At 42.7% G+C, this 18,149-nt stretch carries 20 protein-coding genes and 1 tRNA gene; 11 read left to right on the top strand and 10 right to left on the bottom strand.

Annotation, left to right across the window (positions count from 1 at the left end):
• Positions 1-2: 2 nt before the first annotated feature.
• The 10 genes from LZG73_RS15495 to LZG73_RS15450 all read right to left on the bottom strand — a co-directional run bounded on the left by LZG73_RS15495 (position 3) and on the right by LZG73_RS15450 (position 9,173).
• A complete protein-coding gene (locus LZG73_RS15495) occupies positions 3-617 on the bottom strand; it encodes an SCO family protein (protein ID WP_233851550.1) in 615 nt (204 codons plus the stop codon).
• Positions 618-667: 50 nt separating this feature from the next.
• Entirely contained in the window at positions 668-1,105 is a 438-nt protein-coding gene (locus tag LZG73_RS15490) for a viral A-type inclusion protein (protein ID WP_233851548.1), read from the bottom strand.
• 42 nt (positions 1,106-1,147) lie between these two features.
• Positions 1,148-2,809 carry a DNA repair protein RecN gene (recN, locus tag LZG73_RS15485; protein WP_233851546.1) on the bottom strand — a complete coding sequence of 554 codons (1,662 nt, stop codon included), beginning with the start codon at positions 2,807-2,809 and terminating at the stop codon, positions 1,148-1,150.
• A 70-nt stretch (positions 2,810-2,879) separates the two neighbouring features.
• A complete protein-coding gene (locus LZG73_RS15480) occupies positions 2,880-3,104 on the bottom strand; it encodes a hypothetical protein (protein WP_233851544.1) in 225 nt (74 codons plus the stop codon).
• Between the two features lie 36 nt (positions 3,105-3,140).
• Positions 3,141-4,052 carry a DUF4835 family protein gene (locus LZG73_RS15475; protein ID WP_233851542.1) on the bottom strand — a complete coding sequence of 304 codons (912 nt, stop codon included), beginning with the start codon at positions 4,050-4,052 and terminating at the stop codon, positions 3,141-3,143.
• On the bottom strand, positions 4,049-5,305 hold the full coding sequence (gene coaBC / locus LZG73_RS15470) for a bifunctional phosphopantothenoylcysteine decarboxylase/phosphopantothenate--cysteine ligase CoaBC (protein WP_409014342.1): 1,257 nt from the start codon (positions 5,303-5,305) through the stop codon (positions 4,049-4,051). Before coaBC ends, LZG73_RS15475 begins: the two co-directional genes overlap by 4 nt.
• Positions 5,306-5,408: 103 nt before the next feature.
• A complete protein-coding gene (locus LZG73_RS15465; protein WP_233851540.1) occupies positions 5,409-5,720 on the bottom strand; it encodes a DNA-directed RNA polymerase subunit omega in 312 nt (103 codons plus the stop codon).
• 46 nt (positions 5,721-5,766) lie between these two features.
• A complete protein-coding gene (locus tag LZG73_RS15460) occupies positions 5,767-6,690 on the bottom strand; it encodes an outer membrane protein assembly factor BamD (protein WP_233851538.1) in 924 nt (307 codons plus the stop codon).
• Between the two features lie 74 nt (positions 6,691-6,764).
• Positions 6,765-7,379, bottom strand: a complete 615-nt coding sequence (locus tag LZG73_RS15455; protein WP_233851530.1) for a T9SS type A sorting domain-containing protein — start codon at positions 7,377-7,379, stop codon at positions 6,765-6,767.
• Between the two features lie 183 nt (positions 7,380-7,562).
• A complete protein-coding gene (locus LZG73_RS15450; protein ID WP_233851528.1) occupies positions 7,563-9,173 on the bottom strand; it encodes an OstA-like protein in 1,611 nt (536 codons plus the stop codon).
• A gap of 105 nt (positions 9,174-9,278) precedes the next feature.
• Between LZG73_RS15450 and tilS the strand changes: the two genes are divergently transcribed.
• The 11 genes from tilS (at position 9,279) to LZG73_RS25685 (ending at position 17,478) form a co-directional block, all read left to right on the top strand.
• On the top strand, positions 9,279-10,613 hold the full coding sequence (gene tilS, locus LZG73_RS15445) for a tRNA lysidine(34) synthetase TilS (RefSeq protein WP_233851507.1): 1,335 nt from the start codon (positions 9,279-9,281) through the stop codon (positions 10,611-10,613).
• A 215-nt stretch (positions 10,614-10,828) separates the two neighbouring features.
• On the top strand, positions 10,829-11,506 hold the full coding sequence (locus LZG73_RS15440) for a hypothetical protein (protein WP_233851499.1): 678 nt from the start codon (positions 10,829-10,831) through the stop codon (positions 11,504-11,506).
• Between the two features lie 83 nt (positions 11,507-11,589).
• Positions 11,590-11,674, top strand: a tRNA-Ser gene (locus LZG73_RS15435).
• A 249-nt stretch (positions 11,675-11,923) separates the two neighbouring features.
• Positions 11,924-13,144 (top strand): site-specific integrase, encoded by a 1,221-nt coding sequence (locus LZG73_RS15430; protein WP_233851497.1) that lies wholly within the window; start codon positions 11,924-11,926, stop codon positions 13,142-13,144.
• A 288-nt stretch (positions 13,145-13,432) separates the two neighbouring features.
• Positions 13,433-14,365 (top strand): hypothetical protein, encoded by a 933-nt coding sequence (locus tag LZG73_RS15425; protein ID WP_233851495.1) that lies wholly within the window; start codon positions 13,433-13,435, stop codon positions 14,363-14,365.
• A 142-nt stretch (positions 14,366-14,507) separates the two neighbouring features.
• The gene (locus LZG73_RS15420) at positions 14,508-14,897 is read left to right on the top strand and encodes a hypothetical protein (RefSeq protein ID WP_233851493.1); all 390 of its coding nucleotides are present in this window, start codon (positions 14,508-14,510) and stop codon (positions 14,895-14,897) included.
• Between the two features lie 248 nt (positions 14,898-15,145).
• Positions 15,146-15,748: a hypothetical protein gene (locus LZG73_RS15415; protein ID WP_233851491.1), complete on the top strand. Its 603-nt coding sequence runs from the start codon at positions 15,146-15,148 to the stop codon at positions 15,746-15,748.
• A 12-nt stretch (positions 15,749-15,760) separates the two neighbouring features.
• A complete protein-coding gene (locus LZG73_RS15410) occupies positions 15,761-16,339 on the top strand; it encodes a Mu transposase domain-containing protein (protein ID WP_233851489.1) in 579 nt (192 codons plus the stop codon).
• A 4-nt stretch (positions 16,340-16,343) separates the two neighbouring features.
• Positions 16,344-16,691 (top strand): hypothetical protein, encoded by a 348-nt coding sequence (locus tag LZG73_RS15405; protein WP_233851487.1) that lies wholly within the window; start codon positions 16,344-16,346, stop codon positions 16,689-16,691.
• 48 nt (positions 16,692-16,739) lie between these two features.
• The gene (locus LZG73_RS15400; RefSeq protein ID WP_233851485.1) at positions 16,740-17,198 is read left to right on the top strand and encodes an ATP-binding protein; all 459 of its coding nucleotides are present in this window, start codon (positions 16,740-16,742) and stop codon (positions 17,196-17,198) included.
• Positions 17,155-17,478 carry an ATP-binding protein gene (locus tag LZG73_RS25685; protein WP_409014341.1) on the top strand — a complete coding sequence of 108 codons (324 nt, stop codon included), beginning with the start codon at positions 17,155-17,157 and terminating at the stop codon, positions 17,476-17,478. Before LZG73_RS15400 ends, LZG73_RS25685 begins: the two co-directional genes overlap by 44 nt.
• Positions 17,479-18,149: the final 671 nt, after the last annotated feature.

Here is an 18,149-nt window from a genome sequence, read left to right as displayed (position 1 = left end):
TCTTACTTTTTATATTCTTCCAGTAACAGCTTCATATCGTCAATTAATTTCTTGGTCCCTTCCTCCGTCGTGCCGTCATACATTCCTCTTACGTGCTTTTCTTTATCAACCAAAATAAACGCACCGCTGTGGATGAATCCGCCATCTGCTGTTTTGTCTTCTTTCGCAGTTGACAAGTAATTTTTCTGGCCTATCTCGTAAATCTCATCTTTTTGGCCAGTCAAAAACTGCCATTGGTTGCCTTCGACTCCCAGATCACTTGCAAATTTCTTCAAAACCTGAGGTGTATCGTGTTCAGGATCAATAGAGTGGGAGAGGATCATCACGTCCGGATAGCCTTTGTATTCATTGTAAACCTTAATCATTTGCCGCTTCATAATGGGGCAAATGGTCGGGCAAGTGGTGAAGAAAAAGTCGGCGACGTAAATTTTCCCTTCGACAATTTTCTCGGAAACAGTGTCTCCTTCCTGATTTACAAATGAAAATGCGGGGATGGCATTGTAAATTGTGTCAACCACTTCTTTTCCGTCAACGGATTTTTTCACCCAGTCACGTTCACCCAGAATTGGCAGTTTTCTTTCCTCTTTGCAGCCAATGGTCGCAGCAGCGAGAAGCATTAGAAAAAATATGTTTATGCGCATTGCTGTCTTGCTGATTTTCATAAATGCTATTCCAGGAATGTTTTCGCTTCCTGGATCGATTTGATTGTAACTTGTTTTACTTGAAGGATTTTCTCTTTCTCGCTTTCAAAATAAGCCACCGCGTTCTCAGGCGCTAATTTTTTAGCAGAATCGCCGCGATAACCATGCATCCAGCTCATCATCAGTTTATCCGACTCATTAAGCTTTTGATTCAAGTCAACGGCTTTAATGCGTTCTTCCGCGATGGTGTTGCTGCTGATTCCTTCATTCTGCAAGCTGTCCATGCTTTGGATTTTCTTGGATAACTGCGATTTCAATGTCATGATTGCGTCCATTTGCGGCATCACTTCATCGTGGATTGTCATCACTTCTGCTTCCAATTCGGCAACCTTGTCTTTTTTTGCTTCCTTTCCGCAGCTTGCCAGGATAAAGAGAAGCAGGAAAGCTGATATTGAGTATTTCATGATTGAGGAGTTTGATATATGGTAATCTTGAATGCTTATTTATTATGCCTGTTCTTTGAGGATCATTTCGCGCGCGTTTAGCAGCACAGATTCAGATGGATTATGCCCGCCGATCATTTGCGCAATTTCCATCACACGCTCATCGACAGACAATTTTTTAACCTTGCTGACTGTCTTATCGGAAGAATGATCTTTATAAACAAAATAGTGTGCATTTCCGCTGCTTGCGATCTGGTGCAAGTGCGTGATCGCAATGATCTGGTGATTATGAGCCATGTTTAACATCATTTTGCCCATCTTCCTTGCAATTTCTCCCGAAACACCCGTGTCGATTTCATCAAAAATTATTGTAGGAAGTTTCCTTTTATCGGCAAGAATGTATTTAATCACCATCATTAACCTGGAAAATTCTCCACCCGAAGCAACCTGTTTGAGCTCCTGCGGGACGATTCCTTTGTTGCCACTAAACAAAAAAGCAACCGAGTCAATGCCGTTAAATGTTGGCGCAGTTTCTGTTATTTGAATAGACAAGCTGGCATTCGGTATCCCAAGTTCCGAAAGTCTTTCCAAGATGAGTGATTCAATTGCCTTGGTGACCTTCCTGCGCTTTTCGGAAAGCACATTAGCGCTTTTGATCAATTTTTCCCTGGCCTGCGCAGCAACTTTTTCGGCTTTGAGCAAGTCCTCATCCAAGTTCAGAACAATGCTTAATTTGCGCTGCAACGCTTCTTCAATGCTGAGCAACTGCGAAACGTCAGTCACCTGATGTTTTTTGAGTAAAGTGTAAATCAAATCGAGCCGCTCCTGAACAATCTCGGTTCTGCTCTGATCCACTTCTACGCTGCCGTTCGCCTGGTCAATTTCGTCTGCAACATCTCGAAGTTCAATTAATGCGCTTTGCACGCGTGCGCGAATGGAATCGTAAACAGGCACAAGCCGCGCGGCCTGGCCCAGCGTGTTCACTGTATTTTTAAGGAGTTCGAGAACCGAAGTTTCAGGGTTATCAAGCAGGACATGAGCGAGTTGAAGCTTTTCTCTGATCTCAACCGCGTTTTCCAGAATATTCAATTCCTGCTCTAATTTTTCCTGCTCGCCTGCTTCAAGTTTTGCATTGTCCAGTTCTTGAAACATGAATTGGTCATAGTCAAATTCCTTGCGCAATCTGACTGCTTCCTGTTGCAGGTTTTCAAATGCTTTTGCAGCTTCGCGATGGGCAGAAAAGTCCTTTTGATAAGCTTTCAGCAAAGGCGCGTTGTCGGCAAACGAATCAACAACTTGCAATTGAAACTCGTTGTTGCCCAGCATTACAGAGTCATGCTGCGAATGAATATCCAGCAGTTGGCTGCCGATTCGTTTCAGCGCGTCCAGATTCACCGGCGTGTCATTGATAAATGCGCGCGACTTTCCGGCAACTGAAATTTCGCGCCTTACAATGCATTCGTCAGCATAATCCAGATTTTCATCTTCAAAATTAGGGGCCAGATCGTAGCCCGAGAGGTTAAAACTGCCTTCGATCACACACTTTTCGCTGGAATCATACAGCGATTTCACATCAGCGCGATTGCCCAGCAGCAATCCAATGGCACCAAGCATAATCGACTTCCCAGCACCAGTTTCGCCCGTTATAATGTTCAGCCCCGGATCTGGTGACATTTCCAGTTGCTTGATCAGCGCGTAATTTTTAATCAGTAAATTCGAAAGCATATCTATACGAATATAGTTATCATATCAACAATTAGAAAATATAACCCGTTCGTATCCTGTTTTTAATTGCTTATGGCTGTCCTGCGTCATAAACGATCTCATAAAGTCCCTGCAATGCAATATTATGCGGATGATTGCGCGTGTCGCGGAGCAGCAAATGCTCCTGGGTGAAGGACTCGAGTTTACCAAAATGCGTGTTTCCATTGTTCAAAACCACGTTGATTTCTCTTCGCAGCAAGCTTTCCAATTTGGCAAAAATATCTTTCGAAGAAATGCGGATCAATCTTTTGCTCATAAACGGAAACTTCAAACGGAATTATTGGACTGAGGATTATAAAGAGAGACGTTGGTAAAGTTGCGTTTTGCTAGGATCGAGGCTCACCAGAAGATTGTAAGCTTTCGCCCGGTCTTCGGGCTGCGCTTCGATCAGGATTCGGTAAAGCTCGTCGGATTTTGAATCAAAAAATGAATTGATAACCACACTTGCCGGGCGCAGCTGGTTGACTTCTTTGGCCGTGTTGAGGACTTCCATCACTTTCGCTTGCGTCTCACCCGGGTTTTGCGTTGCCACATCCAGGCCAAGTCGATAATATTTATACATTCCCTCACGGAATGGCGTAAACTGCTGGCTCATCAGATTCTCGACCAGCCAATAACGGTTACGCGAGTCGCCATTGGAATCCCAACCGCGTTTATTAGGCGAAGAATTCCGCGCCTGATTCACCAAGTTAAATGCTTTTTGCACATAGGGAGAGCCTCCGAGTTTGCTGAAAGAGTCATAATCGAAGATCAATGCAATATTGGCATAAAAGGCCAGAATGTAGGGCAACTCTTCGGTGTAACTGTTTTCGTTGAAGTAAAGCGGCGTGTTCGGGAGATAGGTGAATGTGAAATTCTTGTCAACATATGTGAAGAGAACCGTTTCATAATTGGAATTGTAAACGGGCCTGGAAACGACGAGCTGCGCATTTCCTTCATAATTCCCCTGATTCAATGAGCGCGTCAGGTTCACATTCAGTTTACATTTTATTTTTTCCTCTTTGCCAAATTCATCATTGGTCCAGCGCGTGTTGTTGAGGAAATCATTCATGTAAGTTTGGAGCTGCGCCATTGACTGCGGGTCCGTCTTCTGTTGCGCGACAAGCTGCTCATAGTTCAGATTTACTGAAAATTGAAATTCCTGCGCGAATGTATTCGCATTGAAATTGACCAATAAAAGCAACAACGCGAATATTTTTTTCATGCTTCACTCCATTTGTTTAAGACGATTTGGAGAATATCCTGCGCCACATCTTCCTTGCTTTTAAGCTCAAAATGTGTCACATTTTTCTCCTTGTCAATAACGGTTATTTTGTTCGTATCGTGTGCAAATCCTGCACCGGCGTCATTAAGCGAATTGAGAATGATGAAGTCGAAATTTTTCCGCAAAAGCTTATCCATTGCATATTCCATTTCGTGTTCCGTTTCCAATGCAAAGCCGATTAACAGCTGTTTTTCAGTTTTGAGCTTGCCCAATGTGCCTGCTATATCTCGCGTCTTGACCAAATCCAATGCCATTTCCTCGCCTTGCTTTTTAATTTTATGCTGCGCAATCGTCTTAGCTGTATAATCGGCAACGGCCGCGGAAAATATCACCACATCGCTTAATTCAAAATGATTTTTGGTCTGTTCAAACATTTCTTCTGCACTTTCAACATTAAAGCGCTGAATGGTTTGTTCCGGAGTGGGCAAATTTGTTGGGCCGCTCACGAGCGTCACAGCCGATCCAGCGGACGCGAAAGCCGCGGCAAGTGCATAACCCATTTTACCTGATGACCGGTTGCTAATGTAACGCACCGGGTCTATCGCTTCCACCGTGGGGCCGGCGGTTATGAGGACTCTTTTACCAAAAGCAACAGATCTTTTTGCAAAAAAACTTGAAAGTGATGCGACGATCAGTTCAGGTTCCGCCATTCGTCCATCACCGATCAAACCGCTCGCCAACTCGCCATGTCCTGGCTCAATAAAGTGATTTCCGAAACTGATCAATGCTGCAACGTTCGCTTTCGTCGACGGATGCGAATACATGTCGACATCCATCGCGGGCGCAAAAAAAACCGGGCAGCGTGCCGACAAGTAAGTTGCTGTTAGCAAATCATCGCAATTTCCCGTTGCGCATTTGGATAAAGTGCGTGCAGTTGCGGGCGCGACGATAATGGCGTCAGCCCAAAGGCCAAGTTCTACATGATTGTTCCAGCTGCCATTTTCGTCAGCCGTGAATGTGCTTAGGGCAGGTTTTTTAGATAAAACAGAAAGCGTAAGCGGCGTGATAAACGCTTTGGCAGCCTCCGTCATAATGACCTGAACTTCGGCCTGGGCTTTTACCAACAATCTCACCAACAGGGCAGATTTATAAGTGGCGATGCTGCCAGAGACGGCAACCAGTATTTTTTTACCTTTGAGATTCAATCTTATTGGCTTTGGGTTGTCAACTTCGGAAGGATTCCTGTCAGCCATAAAGTTACAGAGTTAAGGCCAACATCCTAAAATCTTTAATGCCTATAAATGCAAAGCCAACCGCAGAAAAAATTTTGCGGCTGGCTTTGCATTTGGATCAGAATTATTCTTCTGTTGTTTCGCGGTAAGCGTGATATGTTTTTCCTTCGATAAATTCGTCGATTGAAATGCTTCCAGCCTTGGGCATACGCTCGTAAAACTTGGAAATTTCAATTTGTTCTCTGTTTTCAAACACCTCTTCAAGGTTGTCCACACCCGATGCAAACTCAGCAAGCTTGTTGTTAAGTTCTTCCTTCATCTTGCTGGAAATCTGACGCGCTCTTTTCGAAATGACAGAAACTGACTCGTATAAGTTACCAGTTACGTCTGCGATTTTGTCCGTATCCCGGGTAATGATTGATGGATTGGTTGCCATGCTTATGGTGATATTAGTTGAAATTAAAATCTTACTTATAATAGGACTATTGTCCTTTTGGTTCCGAAATCGCCGGCGTTGTTACTTTCGTCGGCTTGTTAGCAGGATCTGGTTGTGCCTGGATTTGTTTTTGTCTTTCCGCCTCCGTCTTTGCAATCACCTCAATTTGTTTTTGACTGTCATCAAACATCTTCTCTGCGTCTCTGTTGAATTTCCCGGTCGGGTATTTATCAATCAGCTCCTGATAAAATTTCACAACATCCTGATATCTTTCCTTCTGCTTAATACTGAAACTGTTGGCAGCAAGGTTATATTGTGATTCAACTTTCAAAAACGCGAGTTCCTCATTGTATTTCGAATCGGGAAAATCTTTGCGAAAGTTATCAATCGAAATTACCGCTGACTTCATCGACATTGGATTGAAATCGCTGATCTTGTGATACAGACGCGCTCTTTCATAAGCTTTCATTTCCAGTTTAGAACGCAACTCTAGTATGTAACGCGTACATTCTTCACGGAAAGCGCTTTCAGGATATGTATTGATAAAATCCTGCATTGCGGAAATTGCCGTGAATGTGCTGGTTTGATCCAGATTAAAAGGCGACGAATCCTTGTACAAAGAAAATGCATGCATGTAAAGCGCTTCCTGGGCGTAATCACTGCGTGCATATGTGTCATAAAACTTCTTGAACAAAAACTGGCTCGTATTATACTGGCCTTGCTGATACTGCGTGTAGGCATAATAAAACTGCGCGAGTTCAGATTCTGTGCTTCCTTTTAGTAAGGGTATAAGCTCTTCAAAGAGTAACCCGGAGCGGTAAAAATCCCCTTTTTTGTAATAAGACATTGCGGCATCATACTTTTCCTGATCCGTGCCCGTCTTTTGTAACTTCGAGAATTTACTACAAGAAGTAATTACAAGGATTGCAATAAAAAGCAAGAAATAGCTTGCTGGACTGTTTTTTCGCATATTAGGTGCAAAGGTAATAAAAAAGCTACATCATCCATAACGAATGCGTAGCTGATATAGTGTTAAAAATAAGCCTACTGCTGATGACGAACGAGCATTTTTTTTGTGGCTACTTTTTTACCGTCCAGGGATAACTGATAGAAATAAAGTCCCGTTGGCATATCCTTGGTGTTCACGCGCAGCTTTCTATCGTTTTTGCTTAGGGGCAGCTCGGCCATTTGGGAACCGAGCACATTGTAGATAATTAATTTTGCGTCGCGAATGCTGGCAGTGATGTTATAGTCAAGTTCTGCGTACTCGCTGGCAGGATTTGGGTAAATATTTGAAACCGAAATTTTATCGTTGTTGTAAAGCTGCTCTTCTGCTCTAAGCTGCGCTTCCATCGCAGGCTGTCTTCTTTCTGAATTTTTTTCCACGATTTCAGTTGCTGCCACACCGGCGCTTTCAGAAGCATTGGGTGTTGAGAACAAAAATGAGCGATAAAAACTATTCAATGCTTTTGGATTTTGCAAAGACAACAGCTTGTAACTTGAACCAGTTGCCAAGCCAGCAAATTTGATATTCTCGCCGGCAGTTGGTTTCTTTTTGCTGACCATATTCAAACGGCTTCCGTTCGAGACCGATTGGGCGTTTAAACCTTGCAGGGCCAGTGTTAGTGATAACAATAAATAAAGTATATTTCTTTTCATAGCGTCGTTTTGGGATACTTTTTGCTAATAATTTTTAGGCTGTTTTAGTTAAAAAGTACATTACAAAAATATAGAGAAATAATAGTATATTCAAAACATATTGTGTGAATGGCCTTTTTTATTTTTTGGGGATAAAAAACCATGCCCACTTTCTCTTTTTTCGATTCTACTTTCATTTATTTCTCATAATTCCTTCCATATCGTTTTATTCTTGGTTGGTTTCTCTGAAATTCTCCAACTAAACCCATCTAATTGTCTTTCAGCCGTTTTAATCTTGGTTGGCGGGATCAGTTTGCCATCCGGTTTCCCCACAAATGAGATCTTTTCTACCCGGTTATCTGTAAAAAGCAAATTCATCCTTCCACACTCTACACGATTCAATCCGATATTTTTTTGCTTATCATCGATTGCATAGTAAGCGCTTTCGCCGTTTCCATCCACGAGAACCTGTTTCAGCTTATTTCCCGTTTCAAAATACGCATTGATAATTCTGCCCTTAACCTGGTTAAATTGCCTCACCAATGTGTCCTCAGTAATGACGAATGACTTGCCTTTTAACAACATTCGGTTGATTTCATTATTTACCAAAAATGCAGTGATCGAATCCGCTTCCATCTGATAATGCTGATCACTCCACAAAATTGGTTTCCGGAAAAACCGGATTACAGAATCGGCCGTGTTGTAAGTTATTGAGTCACATTTGCCCTGAAAATCAGACTTATAGATAAACACATTCTTATTTCCGATCAGCTTTCTGGTGCTGTCACGCTGGTTTTCGTAAGAATAAAGCGTGTCTGCACGAATGTAAAGTGTGTCGTTGGAAACTACATTTCGAACATAAGCATGACCAAAAATTTTGGAATAACCTTCTTTTTTCCAGTAATAACCCTCATCGCCGTTGAGAACCGTTTTATCCTTTTTTGCGACAATCACAACATTGCCTTTTCCACGCCCGTTATTGCTTTTGCCATCAACTTCCAGTGAGTCTGCGGTGAGTGTATACGTTTCGTTGTCAACCATGGTTCGTTTCTGAAAAGCCGACTGCGCTGACTCCGTATTGTAACGCCCCTTTGTCCCTTTCACCGTGCCGTCCTTATTTGTAATCTTAGTGGAACCGGTAAAATCCGACCACTTTGTAATTGAATTATAGAGAAGGGTATCCGTGGTTAAAACATATTTTTTATTAACCAGCTTAACATTTTTGTAATAGGTAAATTCCTTGGTCCGCGTGTTATAAAAACCTTCTTTACTGGTCAGGACATTCTCTTCATCGACCGTGCGGCCAGGCGTTTTATAATTGGCAATTCCATTAGCCATGTCATACTCGATCTTCCGCGTGGTGAGCGTGCGTTTGCTGTCCTTTAAAACCGTCTTCTTGCCACTCACGATTGCCATACGCGTGTTTCCATAGTAATAAAGCGTGTCACCGGTAACCGTCACCGTGTCGCCCTGCACAATTTTAACATTGCCAAAAGCTTCAATGACATTGGTGTTGATGTTCTGAATCGCAAGCTTGCTATATAAAAGAGCGCCTTTATGCTTAAAGATGCCGTTAGTCACGCGTCGGGAATCCACACCATTTTCATTTATAATTTCCAGCTCGTCAGACTTGATAATCTCAACCAAGTCTTCACTTTGCACGGGTTTTGGTTGCGGTAAAGCCTTCTGTGCCAGCAGATAGGGTGAAGAAATCATTAAAACAAAGAACGTCAATCGGAATATATTGTCTTTGATATGGATGACGCGCAAAAGTTTAAAAGGGTTGCAGTTTGCGATGTATTTATTTTTGTTCATGTTGCCGTTCTTTCCTTTACCTTTGAAATAAGCGCTGTTTGTCGGCCGGGTAAAAGCATTTATCTTATATACGCCAAAACTACATCAAATAGGTTTCTTCGGTTCATGTTAGCTCCTTTTTTAACTTTTATTAACCAACATCAACTCGATCTTAAATCACAATCATCGCTTCTCACCGTAAGCGGCGGCGTGGATTCGATTGTCATGCTGCATTTGTTTCATAAAATGGGTTTTCCAGCCGCTGTGGCACATTGCAATTTTGGATTGAGAGGGGAGGAGTCAGAGGGCGACGAGCGGTTTGTCGAGGAGTTATCGGCAATATATGGCTTCCCGTTTTATTCCAAAAGTTTTGGTATAAAAGCATTTGCAAAACAAAACGGCGTGTCAACACAAATGGCCGCCCGAACACTGCGCTATGAATGGTTCGAGGCATTAAGAAGTGAACATGGTCACCATTGGATTGTAACCGCGCATCATGCCAGCGATTCTTTTGAAACTGTATTACTCAACTTGGTAAGAGGCACAGGATTAGCAGGGTTGCACGGCATTTCGGGTATCAATGGCCATTTGTTAAGGCCAATGCTGCTGGCTGGAAAAGACGATATTCTGGATTACGCAAACCAAAACAAGCTGCAATGGCGTGAAGACAGATCCAATGCGACCGACGATTACAAAAGAAACCTGGTCAGGCACAAGGTAATTCCGGTTTTGAAACAGTTGAATCCTTCGCTGGAAGCGACGTTCAACCAATCCCAAGCCCGGTTGAAAAGTGCAGACATTATTCTCAAAGAAGCGCTGGATGCATGGTCCGCCAGCATAATTACAATCGAAGACAACCAAGTCCGCATTTTCATTACGGCTTTAAAAGCAGAAACTGAGCCGGTTTACAGGCTTTGGTACATTTTACAGAATTACGGATTTGCGTACAACCAGATCGAAAAGATTTTCACAACGCTATCCGGTCATTCCGGGAAAATATTCCAATCCGCCACGCACACTTTGTTGGTTGACCGTGAGCATATAATCATTAAGGAAGCTGAGAAGGACTATCGGCATATAGATGTAATCGTTCATGCCGGCGAACAGCAAGTCGCCATTGGATCATTGTCAATGTTGTTGGAAAAAAAGCTTCACGACCAAGTCACAACCGTTAATCAAAATAAAAATGAAGTTTTGCTGAACGAGGAAAAGCTAATTTTCCCCTTAAGAGTGCGGAAGTGGAAAACGGGCGACACATTCCAACCATTCGGAATGAACGGCAAAAGCAAAAAGATAAGTGATTTACTAACCGACCTTAAAATGGACCGTTTCGCAAAGGACAATGTGCTGGTGCTTTTGAATGGGAACGGGGACGTTATTTGGGTGGTAGGGCAGAGGCTGGATGAACGTTACCAGATTCAGGAAGACACGGCACACATTTTGCATGCAACAGTCAGCTGATTAGACAATTCAGTATGCACATTGTATTGGATACGAATATCATACGCCAGGATTGGAGGCTGAAATCCAAGGCCTTTAGTCAACTGCTTGATTATTCCGCGAAAACCTGGATTCCCATCGTTCTGCCTGAAATTGTGAAAGTCACCGTTTCCATTTCATTGAAATGCCCAGCAAGGTAGACGGATTACCTGCCGTTTTGTTACGTTGGAAGAAGGATGTCAAACCTTTTTAGAGCAGGAAAAGACTCTTTCAGGGATGCGATTATCTGGCTTTCTGTCCTAGACTTGGCCAAGCGAGATTATGGAGGGCCAGTGATTTTCATTTCCGGTAATGTTCACGACTTTGCAGACAATGAAGGAAACAATCTTCATTCTGATTTGCAAAGTGAGATTGAAAAACTTGGACTGGATGTTAAATTTTTTCGATCATTAAACCATTTCAATGAAATTCATACAAATCACATCAGTTTCATTGACGAGCAGTGGCTTAGCATCAATCTGGATTGGGATTTTCTAAATCTGTCAGTGTTGGAAGGCGTGCGTGGCATTCACTGTGGGTATTATTTTGAAACTTTTCATAAAACGATTAGCAGGGATGATGATGGCATCTTAAATTATGATCCTTTACAAGCTGTTTATGATAAATCAATTCTGATGTTCAATGTTGGTTGGGCAGTCGAAAATCAATATAATGTGTGGATGAGGCTAGGTGGTGAAGTGTTAGTAGCGTATCTCTTGGATGACAAGCATGCCAACTTTTTAATGGTTCAATTTCACACGGAAGTTAGTATTGAGATCAAAGACAAAGTAATTGTAAGTTATGAGGCCAACTATTACGCAGAAACCTCAGGATTATCTACTCATGAGGCATATGAGGTTTGTAAATTCTCATAGTTCGTAATTTTTTAACGTCAGATCTTGCGCATAAGGATTTTGTTTTTACCTTTGCACCACGTTCGCACACGGCGAAATGATTTAGAGAGATGGCAGAGTGGTCGATTGCGACGGTCTTGAAAACCGTTGACTGTTACAGGTCCGGGGGTTCGAATCCCTCTCTCTCTGCAGGACATGATGTCAAAACATTCAAAACCCCGTTTAAAGCGTTTAAACGGGGTTTTTGCTTTTTTGGGCTACACCAAAATATTCAAAAATCCCCAATAAAAATGTAGCGATTCGTGGAAGTAAGACAACTCCAGAAAAACTTCCACGATTAGGCACTTAACTAGCTGGTTAGCAAGATGTTTACGGGGTAAACATCTTGCGTTTCAATGGTAACAATTCGATTTTTGTTCATCTTAAACATTATGTACTATGTTAGAAACAAGCTTCGGGTTGATTTTCTTTTTGAAAAGACCCAATCCAGAATTAGCAGATGGAATGCGCTATGTGTACTGCCGTGTCACTGTTAACGGCATTCCAAAAGACATCTCCACAAAACGTATCTGGCATCCGTCCAAGTGGAGCGTAGGTGCAGGGCGGGCGACCGGGAATAAGGAGGACACTAAAACATTGAATGCCTACCTCGATACTCTGACATCCAAGATTTACGAGGCAAAGCGATCGTTAATCGAGGCAAATAAAGAGGTAACCTCAGAAGCTATCAAGAATATTCTTTTAGGCAGAACGGAAAGCGGCAAGACTATCTTACCCATTTTTCGGGAGCACAATGATCAAATCGCTGCTTTAATCGGTGCCGATTTTGCGCCAGGCACCTTGGAGCGGTACGAGACTTGCCTTAAACACACTCGTGATTTCATTAAATGGAAATATCAGGCAGACGATATCGAAATCAAGAAACTTGACTACGAATTCATATCACAGTACGAATTCTGGCTGAAAGCAGTTAAAAAGATCAGCCACAATACTACGATGAAGTATATGGCCAACTTCAAAAAGATCGTGCTTCTATGTGTTAAACGAGGGTGGCTGCAACGTGATCCATTCTATGCTTTCAAATTTTCGAAGCGAGAGGTCGATCGGCAGGCATTGACTGAAGCCGAGTTGAAGAAAGTATGGGAGAAAGATATGGGTGATGGTCGCCTTGCTATTGTCAAGGACATCTTTTTGTTTTGCTGCTACACAGGGCTTGCCTATGCAGATATTTACAAGCTAAAGCGAACCGAAATCGCAGAGGGTATTGATGGAGGCAAATGGATCACAACAAAGCGGCAGAAGACTGATACTCCATCTCGCATACCTATTCTGCCGATGGCACTGGAGATTATGGAAAAGTACGAAGATCATCCTCAATGCGAAAATGAGAACCGGGTGCTGCCAGTACTTTCCAATCAAAAGATGAATGCATATTTAAAAGAGATTGCGGACTTGTGTGGGATCAAGAAGAATATCACATTTCACTTGGCACGGCACACGTTCGCGACTACCGTGACTTTGACCAATGGAGTTCCGATTGAAAGTGTGTCCAAAATGCTGGGGCATCGAAATATTAAGACTACTCAGCAGTATGCTAAGATTGTTGATCGGAAGATAAGTGATGACATGGCTAGGTTGAAAGAGATTTTACGAAAGTAATTTTTATTAAAATCCTGAGTTTTGATTTCAGCAAGATAACCCAAAGCGCCACAAAGGGCGCTTTTTTCGTTTAAAAAGTCATTTTTTCTATGCATTCAAAGATAAATTTTATTCTGATTCGATTCAGATCAAGGCAGTCGGTAACCTATTCGGTAACTCGCTTTGCTTATTAAATTAGGATACTGAACCCAAGAAAAAAACTCCAAGCTGATCCAAAAAAATAAGAATCTTGTAATAAGGCAGTCCACACTTATATTTGATTCTCCAAAAAACAAAACTCTCTTAAAGATGAGCGAATCAACCTCTGATCCTCTACAAGGTACCAGTAAAAATGTTTACATCGACAAGGAGCGGAGACTCAAACAGAACTATCTACTACTAGAATTCTCGGTGTGGGTAATATTTGCGGTACTGCCGTTGACCTACATCTACTTAAAAGAGATTGATTTTGCCAAATCCTTTCGAACGATAGTAAAGTCCTCGACAATGACTCAGGAAAAGGCACTTTTAAATCAGTTGAAATATCTCTGTTTCACACTTTCGGTGGGAATCACCCTCTTTCCATTATTGTATCGGCTGATTTTTGGATTATTTCCATTCGAAGCACTTCGAAAAAAATTTTCGAAATATGATAACCTAGATCTACCAGCCGTCCCGGTGCAAAGCAAATACGTTTTAAGTGAAGATGGACGAACTCTCGAGGATCGAGATTATAAGTATACTCATTTGATGGGAATAAAAGAGAGCATTCAAATTGCCGAACGAATATTTTCTAGGTCTGGGGTATATCTACTCGTTGGTTGCCTCATAGCCTTTGGTGGAGCAGCAATCTTCTATTCACCCTTTTTTCCGTCTAGCAGAGAAACGGATGTTTGGAAAAGACTTGTAGATTACCTCCCACGGTTTGGGGCACTATTCTTTATTGAATTTATTGCTTTCTTTTTTTTAAAACAGTACCGAATTATGCTTGAAGAGTATCGGTACTATGAGGCAGTAAAGCGAAAGCGACAGGACGATTTCAATATGATCAAATACATCTTGGACAATAAGGACAACCTGGAGATGGTCAAGCTAACGGTAGAGGTTCTATCCAAAGGCGGGGAGTCAAATAAAATGTCAAAAGATCAAACAACAGAGGTCCTAGAGCTGCAAAAACAAGTCGATCAGGACATGGATATTTTTGCCAAATTCGTAGAGGTGGTAAAATTAGTTAAAAAGTAAATCGTCATGAAAAGTTTCGATATGTTAGTTTAGTCGGCAAATCTCAGCGTGAGTCCGATCCATGCGCTGCCTAGGTTCCAACATTTGACGGAAAGGAATAGTGACGGCGGGTAGACTTTCTTAGGGTTTTCGTAAGCCAACTTTGGACATTATCATGGCGCTGATCATGCTCATCCATGTCCACATTGCGATTCTCAATAGCAATTTTATGGCCATTGACTATCTGGTAAGGATTGTACACCGTCCCCGAGAGGTGATTATCTTAACCAATCGAAACCTTCACTCAACCTTTGCTAAAAGAGCATTGGACTGCTCTACCATTCAAACTGCTGCTAATTGTTGCGTCGATTTCACATATAACCCAAAGCTTTCCGAAGACAACTCGCTGTTTGTGATGCCCAACTTCCTGTCTAAAACGGACTTCACTGGGCCAGTCATTTCGGAGTATCATGGGCCAGTCATAACGGAAATCAACGGGCCAAAATTCAGGATCATTTTCGGAGGTCGTTGGGCCAAGTTTTCGTCGGGTTAAGCTTGCTGACTTAGGTTGGAAAACGGAGGTAACTGGGCCAATAGCGATTTTAGTTTCGGAAGTCATTGGGCCAAGTCCTTCGAGTGAGAATTGGTCAGAACTTCTGAAACGGAGGTCATTGGGCCAAAATCTGCTTTAATCCGATCCTGATCTGTCAATACCGGCAATCGAACTTCTGAGAAACGGAAGTCATTGGGCCACTTTCCATGATTTATCATAGCCTTGTTTCTGAATTAAACCTCAGCGACATGGCCGGACAAAGGATCAATATCATGGAAATACGAAGCTTGATTGCATTAAAATTAAAGGGGTTAAGTAACAGGAAAGTGGCGGACCTGTTAAAGATTAACCGTAAGACCGTTGATAATTATACCAGCCGTTTTTCAGCTCTGAATCTTGGTTTTGACGAGCTTATTAACCTTACAGAACCTGATCTGCGCGATCTGTTTACCGAAGAGCCACAGACGGAAAAACAACGTTATGAACTACTTGCTGCACGTTTTTCTTACTTCGAAAAGCAGCTGCGCAAGCCAGGGTGTACTCTTCAGGCACTTTGGAAAGAATACCTGCAACAGAACCCACAGGGTTACAAATACACCCAGTTTACTTTTCATTATCGCCGATGGCGCTCCTTAAATAATCATAGCGGTAAGCTGGATCATAAGGCCGGAGAAAAGCTTTTCATAGACTTCTGTGGCAAAAGATTGTCCTACATCAATAAAACTACCGGAGAGCAGATTGAAGTAGAGGTGTTTGTAGGTGTCCTGCCGTGCAGCCAGTATACTTTTGTAAAAGCTGTTGCTTCACAAAAACGGGAGGACCTCATTCTTTGCCTGGAATCCTGTCTGTAATGGATTGGTGGCGTGCCACAGGCTATCGTATCGGATAATCTGAAAGCTGCTGTCAGCAAAGGCAGTAAATATGCCCCGGTAATTAACAGGTCGCTTACTGATTTTGCGTTGCACTATGGATGTGTTGTCGACCCGGCTCGTCCGCATCATCCCCAAGATAAGGCGCTTGTAGAGCGCAGCGTCGAACTTGTATACCAGCGGATCTTCTACCCTTTAAGCAAGTTCACATTCTTTAGTCTGGATGAACTTAATAAGTCCATTAAAGGCCTTCTGGATGAATATAATGACTATTTATTCTCTCATGGGGGCGGCACCAAACGGAGCCACTTCGTGGACCTTGAAAAAGAATATCTCCAGGCTTTACCTGCCGGCCCTTACAGCATCCGCCATTATAGAAGGGCCAAAGTCCAACGTACTGCACATATCTTCCTGAGCGAAGACCACAACTATTATAGTGTCCCATACCGCTTTACCGGCCTGTCTGTCGAAGTCCAGTATAACCACAACCATGTGGAGATCTTTTATAACCACGACCGTATTGCCCTGCATAAAAGAAGTTACAGGCCAGGCCATTACACCACTGTGGCCTGACCACATGCCTTCTACACACCGTGCTTACCAGCAATGGTCACCGCAGCATTTTGAAGACCGTGCCCGACAAGTCGGCAGCTGTACTTTGGAATATATCAGGAAGTTATTAGGTCAGTACAGCTATCCCGAAGTCGCCTATAAGCAGGCGCAGGGCATCCTGGCTTTCCTTAAACAGTATGACCGCTCACGTTTGGAAAATGCTTGCAAGCGTGCACTGCTGTACCATAAGGCGTCTTATCATACGATTGAAAACATCCTTAAAAACAACCTGGACATGGAAGAGCTCAATCAACAGCCAGAACTGACTATTCCGGAACATAACAATATCCGCGGCGGAAGCCATTACAAGTAGTATTCCGGGCTATGATGACCTCAGTGAATTTTATAAACCAAAACAATTATGAACGAACACAACACCCTGGAAAAAATGCGCCGAATGCGGATGAACGCGATGGCCACGCTCTATCATCGCTGCGTCAACGAACATCTGTACCAGGATTATTCCCTGGATGACTTCCTGTCCCTTCTAGTGGACACAGAATGGGAAAGCAGACAAAGCCGAAATATCGAAAGTCTGATCCTCAGGGCCGGTTTTAAGCAAGACGCTGCCGCGTCGGATATCGATTACCAGGCTACCAGGAACCTTGATAAAACTACCTTTGAGCGGCTGCTTAGCCTAAACTTTATTAGTAGAAAGGAAAACCTGATCATCACCGGGCCTACTGGGTCCGGTAAAAGTTTTCTCGCTCAATGTCTCGGGATCAAAGCCTGCCAACTCCTCAATAAAACCACCTACTACAATACCGCCAGATTTTTTGACATTGCAAAGCTGGCTAAACTCGAAAGGCACCTATCATAAACTGATCAAACGTATACAGAGAGCGGAGCTTTTAATCCTTGATGATTTTGGACTGGTATCTATTGATCAACCGGCCAGAAATGTCCTGCTCGATGTGATTGAAGAACGGTACGATAAATCTTCAACGATCATTGCAACCCAGATACCGGTATCTAAATGGCATGGACTGATTGGGGAGAATACTATTGCTGACGCGATTCTAGATCGAATTGTTTTCTCTTCCCACCGTATTGAGCTTGAAGGGGACTCTTTACGGAAGAAAAAACAGTTGAGTAGTTAAAGGCAAATTACTATTATTGCACGTGGAAAGTGGCCCAATGATTCCCGGAACGCTTGGCCCTATATGCTCCGAAACGCCTGCCCCCATATCTCCGAAATAGACACTTCCGGCATCTCGAACAAATGAGTTAACGGGCCTGCTATTTATCATATGGCTCTTCTCTTGGCTAATTTCTGGCCAAAACTCCAAGGTAGGAAATATTCAAATGCACGACAGGATCACCATCAACATCGCGCTTGGTAAATGTACATCTTGATCCAGGATAGTGGAGCAAAACAGATATCCATAGTGTTCTGAGGTAGGAATGTCACCTTCAAGTTTTTCGAGCGTAGTTGGTATTGGAAAGACATTTTTAGGTATCACATAGGATTGCCTGCGATCGCTTAGCCACAATGCAATAGATTTTCATAACTTCTCTGTATCTTATTCGTCATCAACATTGAAAATATACCTATGTCTGTGCTTATTCACTTTATTTCAACATTGAAAATAAGAATGGAGAGGTATCATGTCTGAAGGCACCTGGCGTAGTGACAGTCGAAAAAAAGGAGATGGAGAAGCTCATAGGGTTCTAGTTGGTGGAAAACATTCAAATAACAGCAATAGATCAGAATTCGAAGAGGGGCTCGATGTTTACTCAATCATTAACGACAAGATACACCGTTTCAAAT

Origin of the sequence: Dyadobacter sp. CY326 (genome assembly GCF_021390515.1) — a bacterium.
In the GTDB taxonomy this organism is placed as follows: Bacteria; Bacteroidota; Bacteroidia; order Cytophagales; family Spirosomataceae; genus Dyadobacter.
This window is presented reverse-complemented; position numbering and strand designations above follow the sequence as displayed.

Bases quoted from the DNA above. Each gene is read 5' to 3' on its own strand.
- LZG73_RS15460 (WP_233851538.1), bottom strand. From the start codon at position 6,690: ATGCGAAAAAACAGTCCAGCAAGCTATTTCTTGCTTTTTATTGCAATC.
- LZG73_RS15455 (WP_233851530.1), bottom strand. From the start codon at position 7,379: ATGAAAAGAAATATACTTTATTTATTGTTATCACTAACACTGGCCCTG.
- tilS (WP_233851507.1), top strand. From the start codon at position 9,279: ATGTTAGCTCCTTTTTTAACTTTTATTAACCAACATCAACTCGATCTT.
- LZG73_RS15490 (WP_233851548.1), bottom strand. From the start codon at position 1,105: ATGAAATACTCAATATCAGCTTTCCTGCTTCTCTTTATCCTGGCAAGC.
- LZG73_RS15415 (WP_233851491.1), top strand. From the start codon at position 15,146: ATGGCCGGACAAAGGATCAATATCATGGAAATACGAAGCTTGATTGCA.
- LZG73_RS15430 (WP_233851497.1), top strand. From the start codon at position 11,924: ATGTTAGAAACAAGCTTCGGGTTGATTTTCTTTTTGAAAAGACCCAAT.
- LZG73_RS15465 (WP_233851540.1), bottom strand. From the start codon at position 5,720: ATGGCAACCAATCCATCAATCATTACCCGGGATACGGACAAAATCGCA.
- LZG73_RS15440 (WP_233851499.1), top strand. From the start codon at position 10,829: ATGTCAAACCTTTTTAGAGCAGGAAAAGACTCTTTCAGGGATGCGATT.
- LZG73_RS15495 (WP_233851550.1), bottom strand. From the start codon at position 617: ATGCTTCTCGCTGCTGCGACCATTGGCTGCAAAGAGGAAAGAAAACTG.
- LZG73_RS15480 (WP_233851544.1), bottom strand. From the start codon at position 3,104: ATGAGCAAAAGATTGATCCGCATTTCTTCGAAAGATATTTTTGCCAAA.
- LZG73_RS15405 (WP_233851487.1), top strand. From the start codon at position 16,344: ATGCCTTCTACACACCGTGCTTACCAGCAATGGTCACCGCAGCATTTT.
- LZG73_RS15425 (WP_233851495.1), top strand. From the start codon at position 13,433: ATGAGCGAATCAACCTCTGATCCTCTACAAGGTACCAGTAAAAATGTT.
- coaBC (WP_409014342.1), bottom strand. From the start codon at position 5,305: ATGGCTGACAGGAATCCTTCCGAAGTTGACAACCCAAAGCCAATAAGA.
- LZG73_RS15475 (WP_233851542.1), bottom strand. From the start codon at position 4,052: ATGAAAAAAATATTCGCGTTGTTGCTTTTATTGGTCAATTTCAATGCG.
- LZG73_RS15400 (WP_233851485.1), top strand. From the start codon at position 16,740: ATGAACGAACACAACACCCTGGAAAAAATGCGCCGAATGCGGATGAAC.
- recN (WP_233851546.1), bottom strand. From the start codon at position 2,809: ATGCTTTCGAATTTACTGATTAAAAATTACGCGCTGATCAAGCAACTG.
- LZG73_RS15450 (WP_233851528.1), bottom strand. From the start codon at position 9,173: ATGAACAAAAATAAATACATCGCAAACTGCAACCCTTTTAAACTTTTG.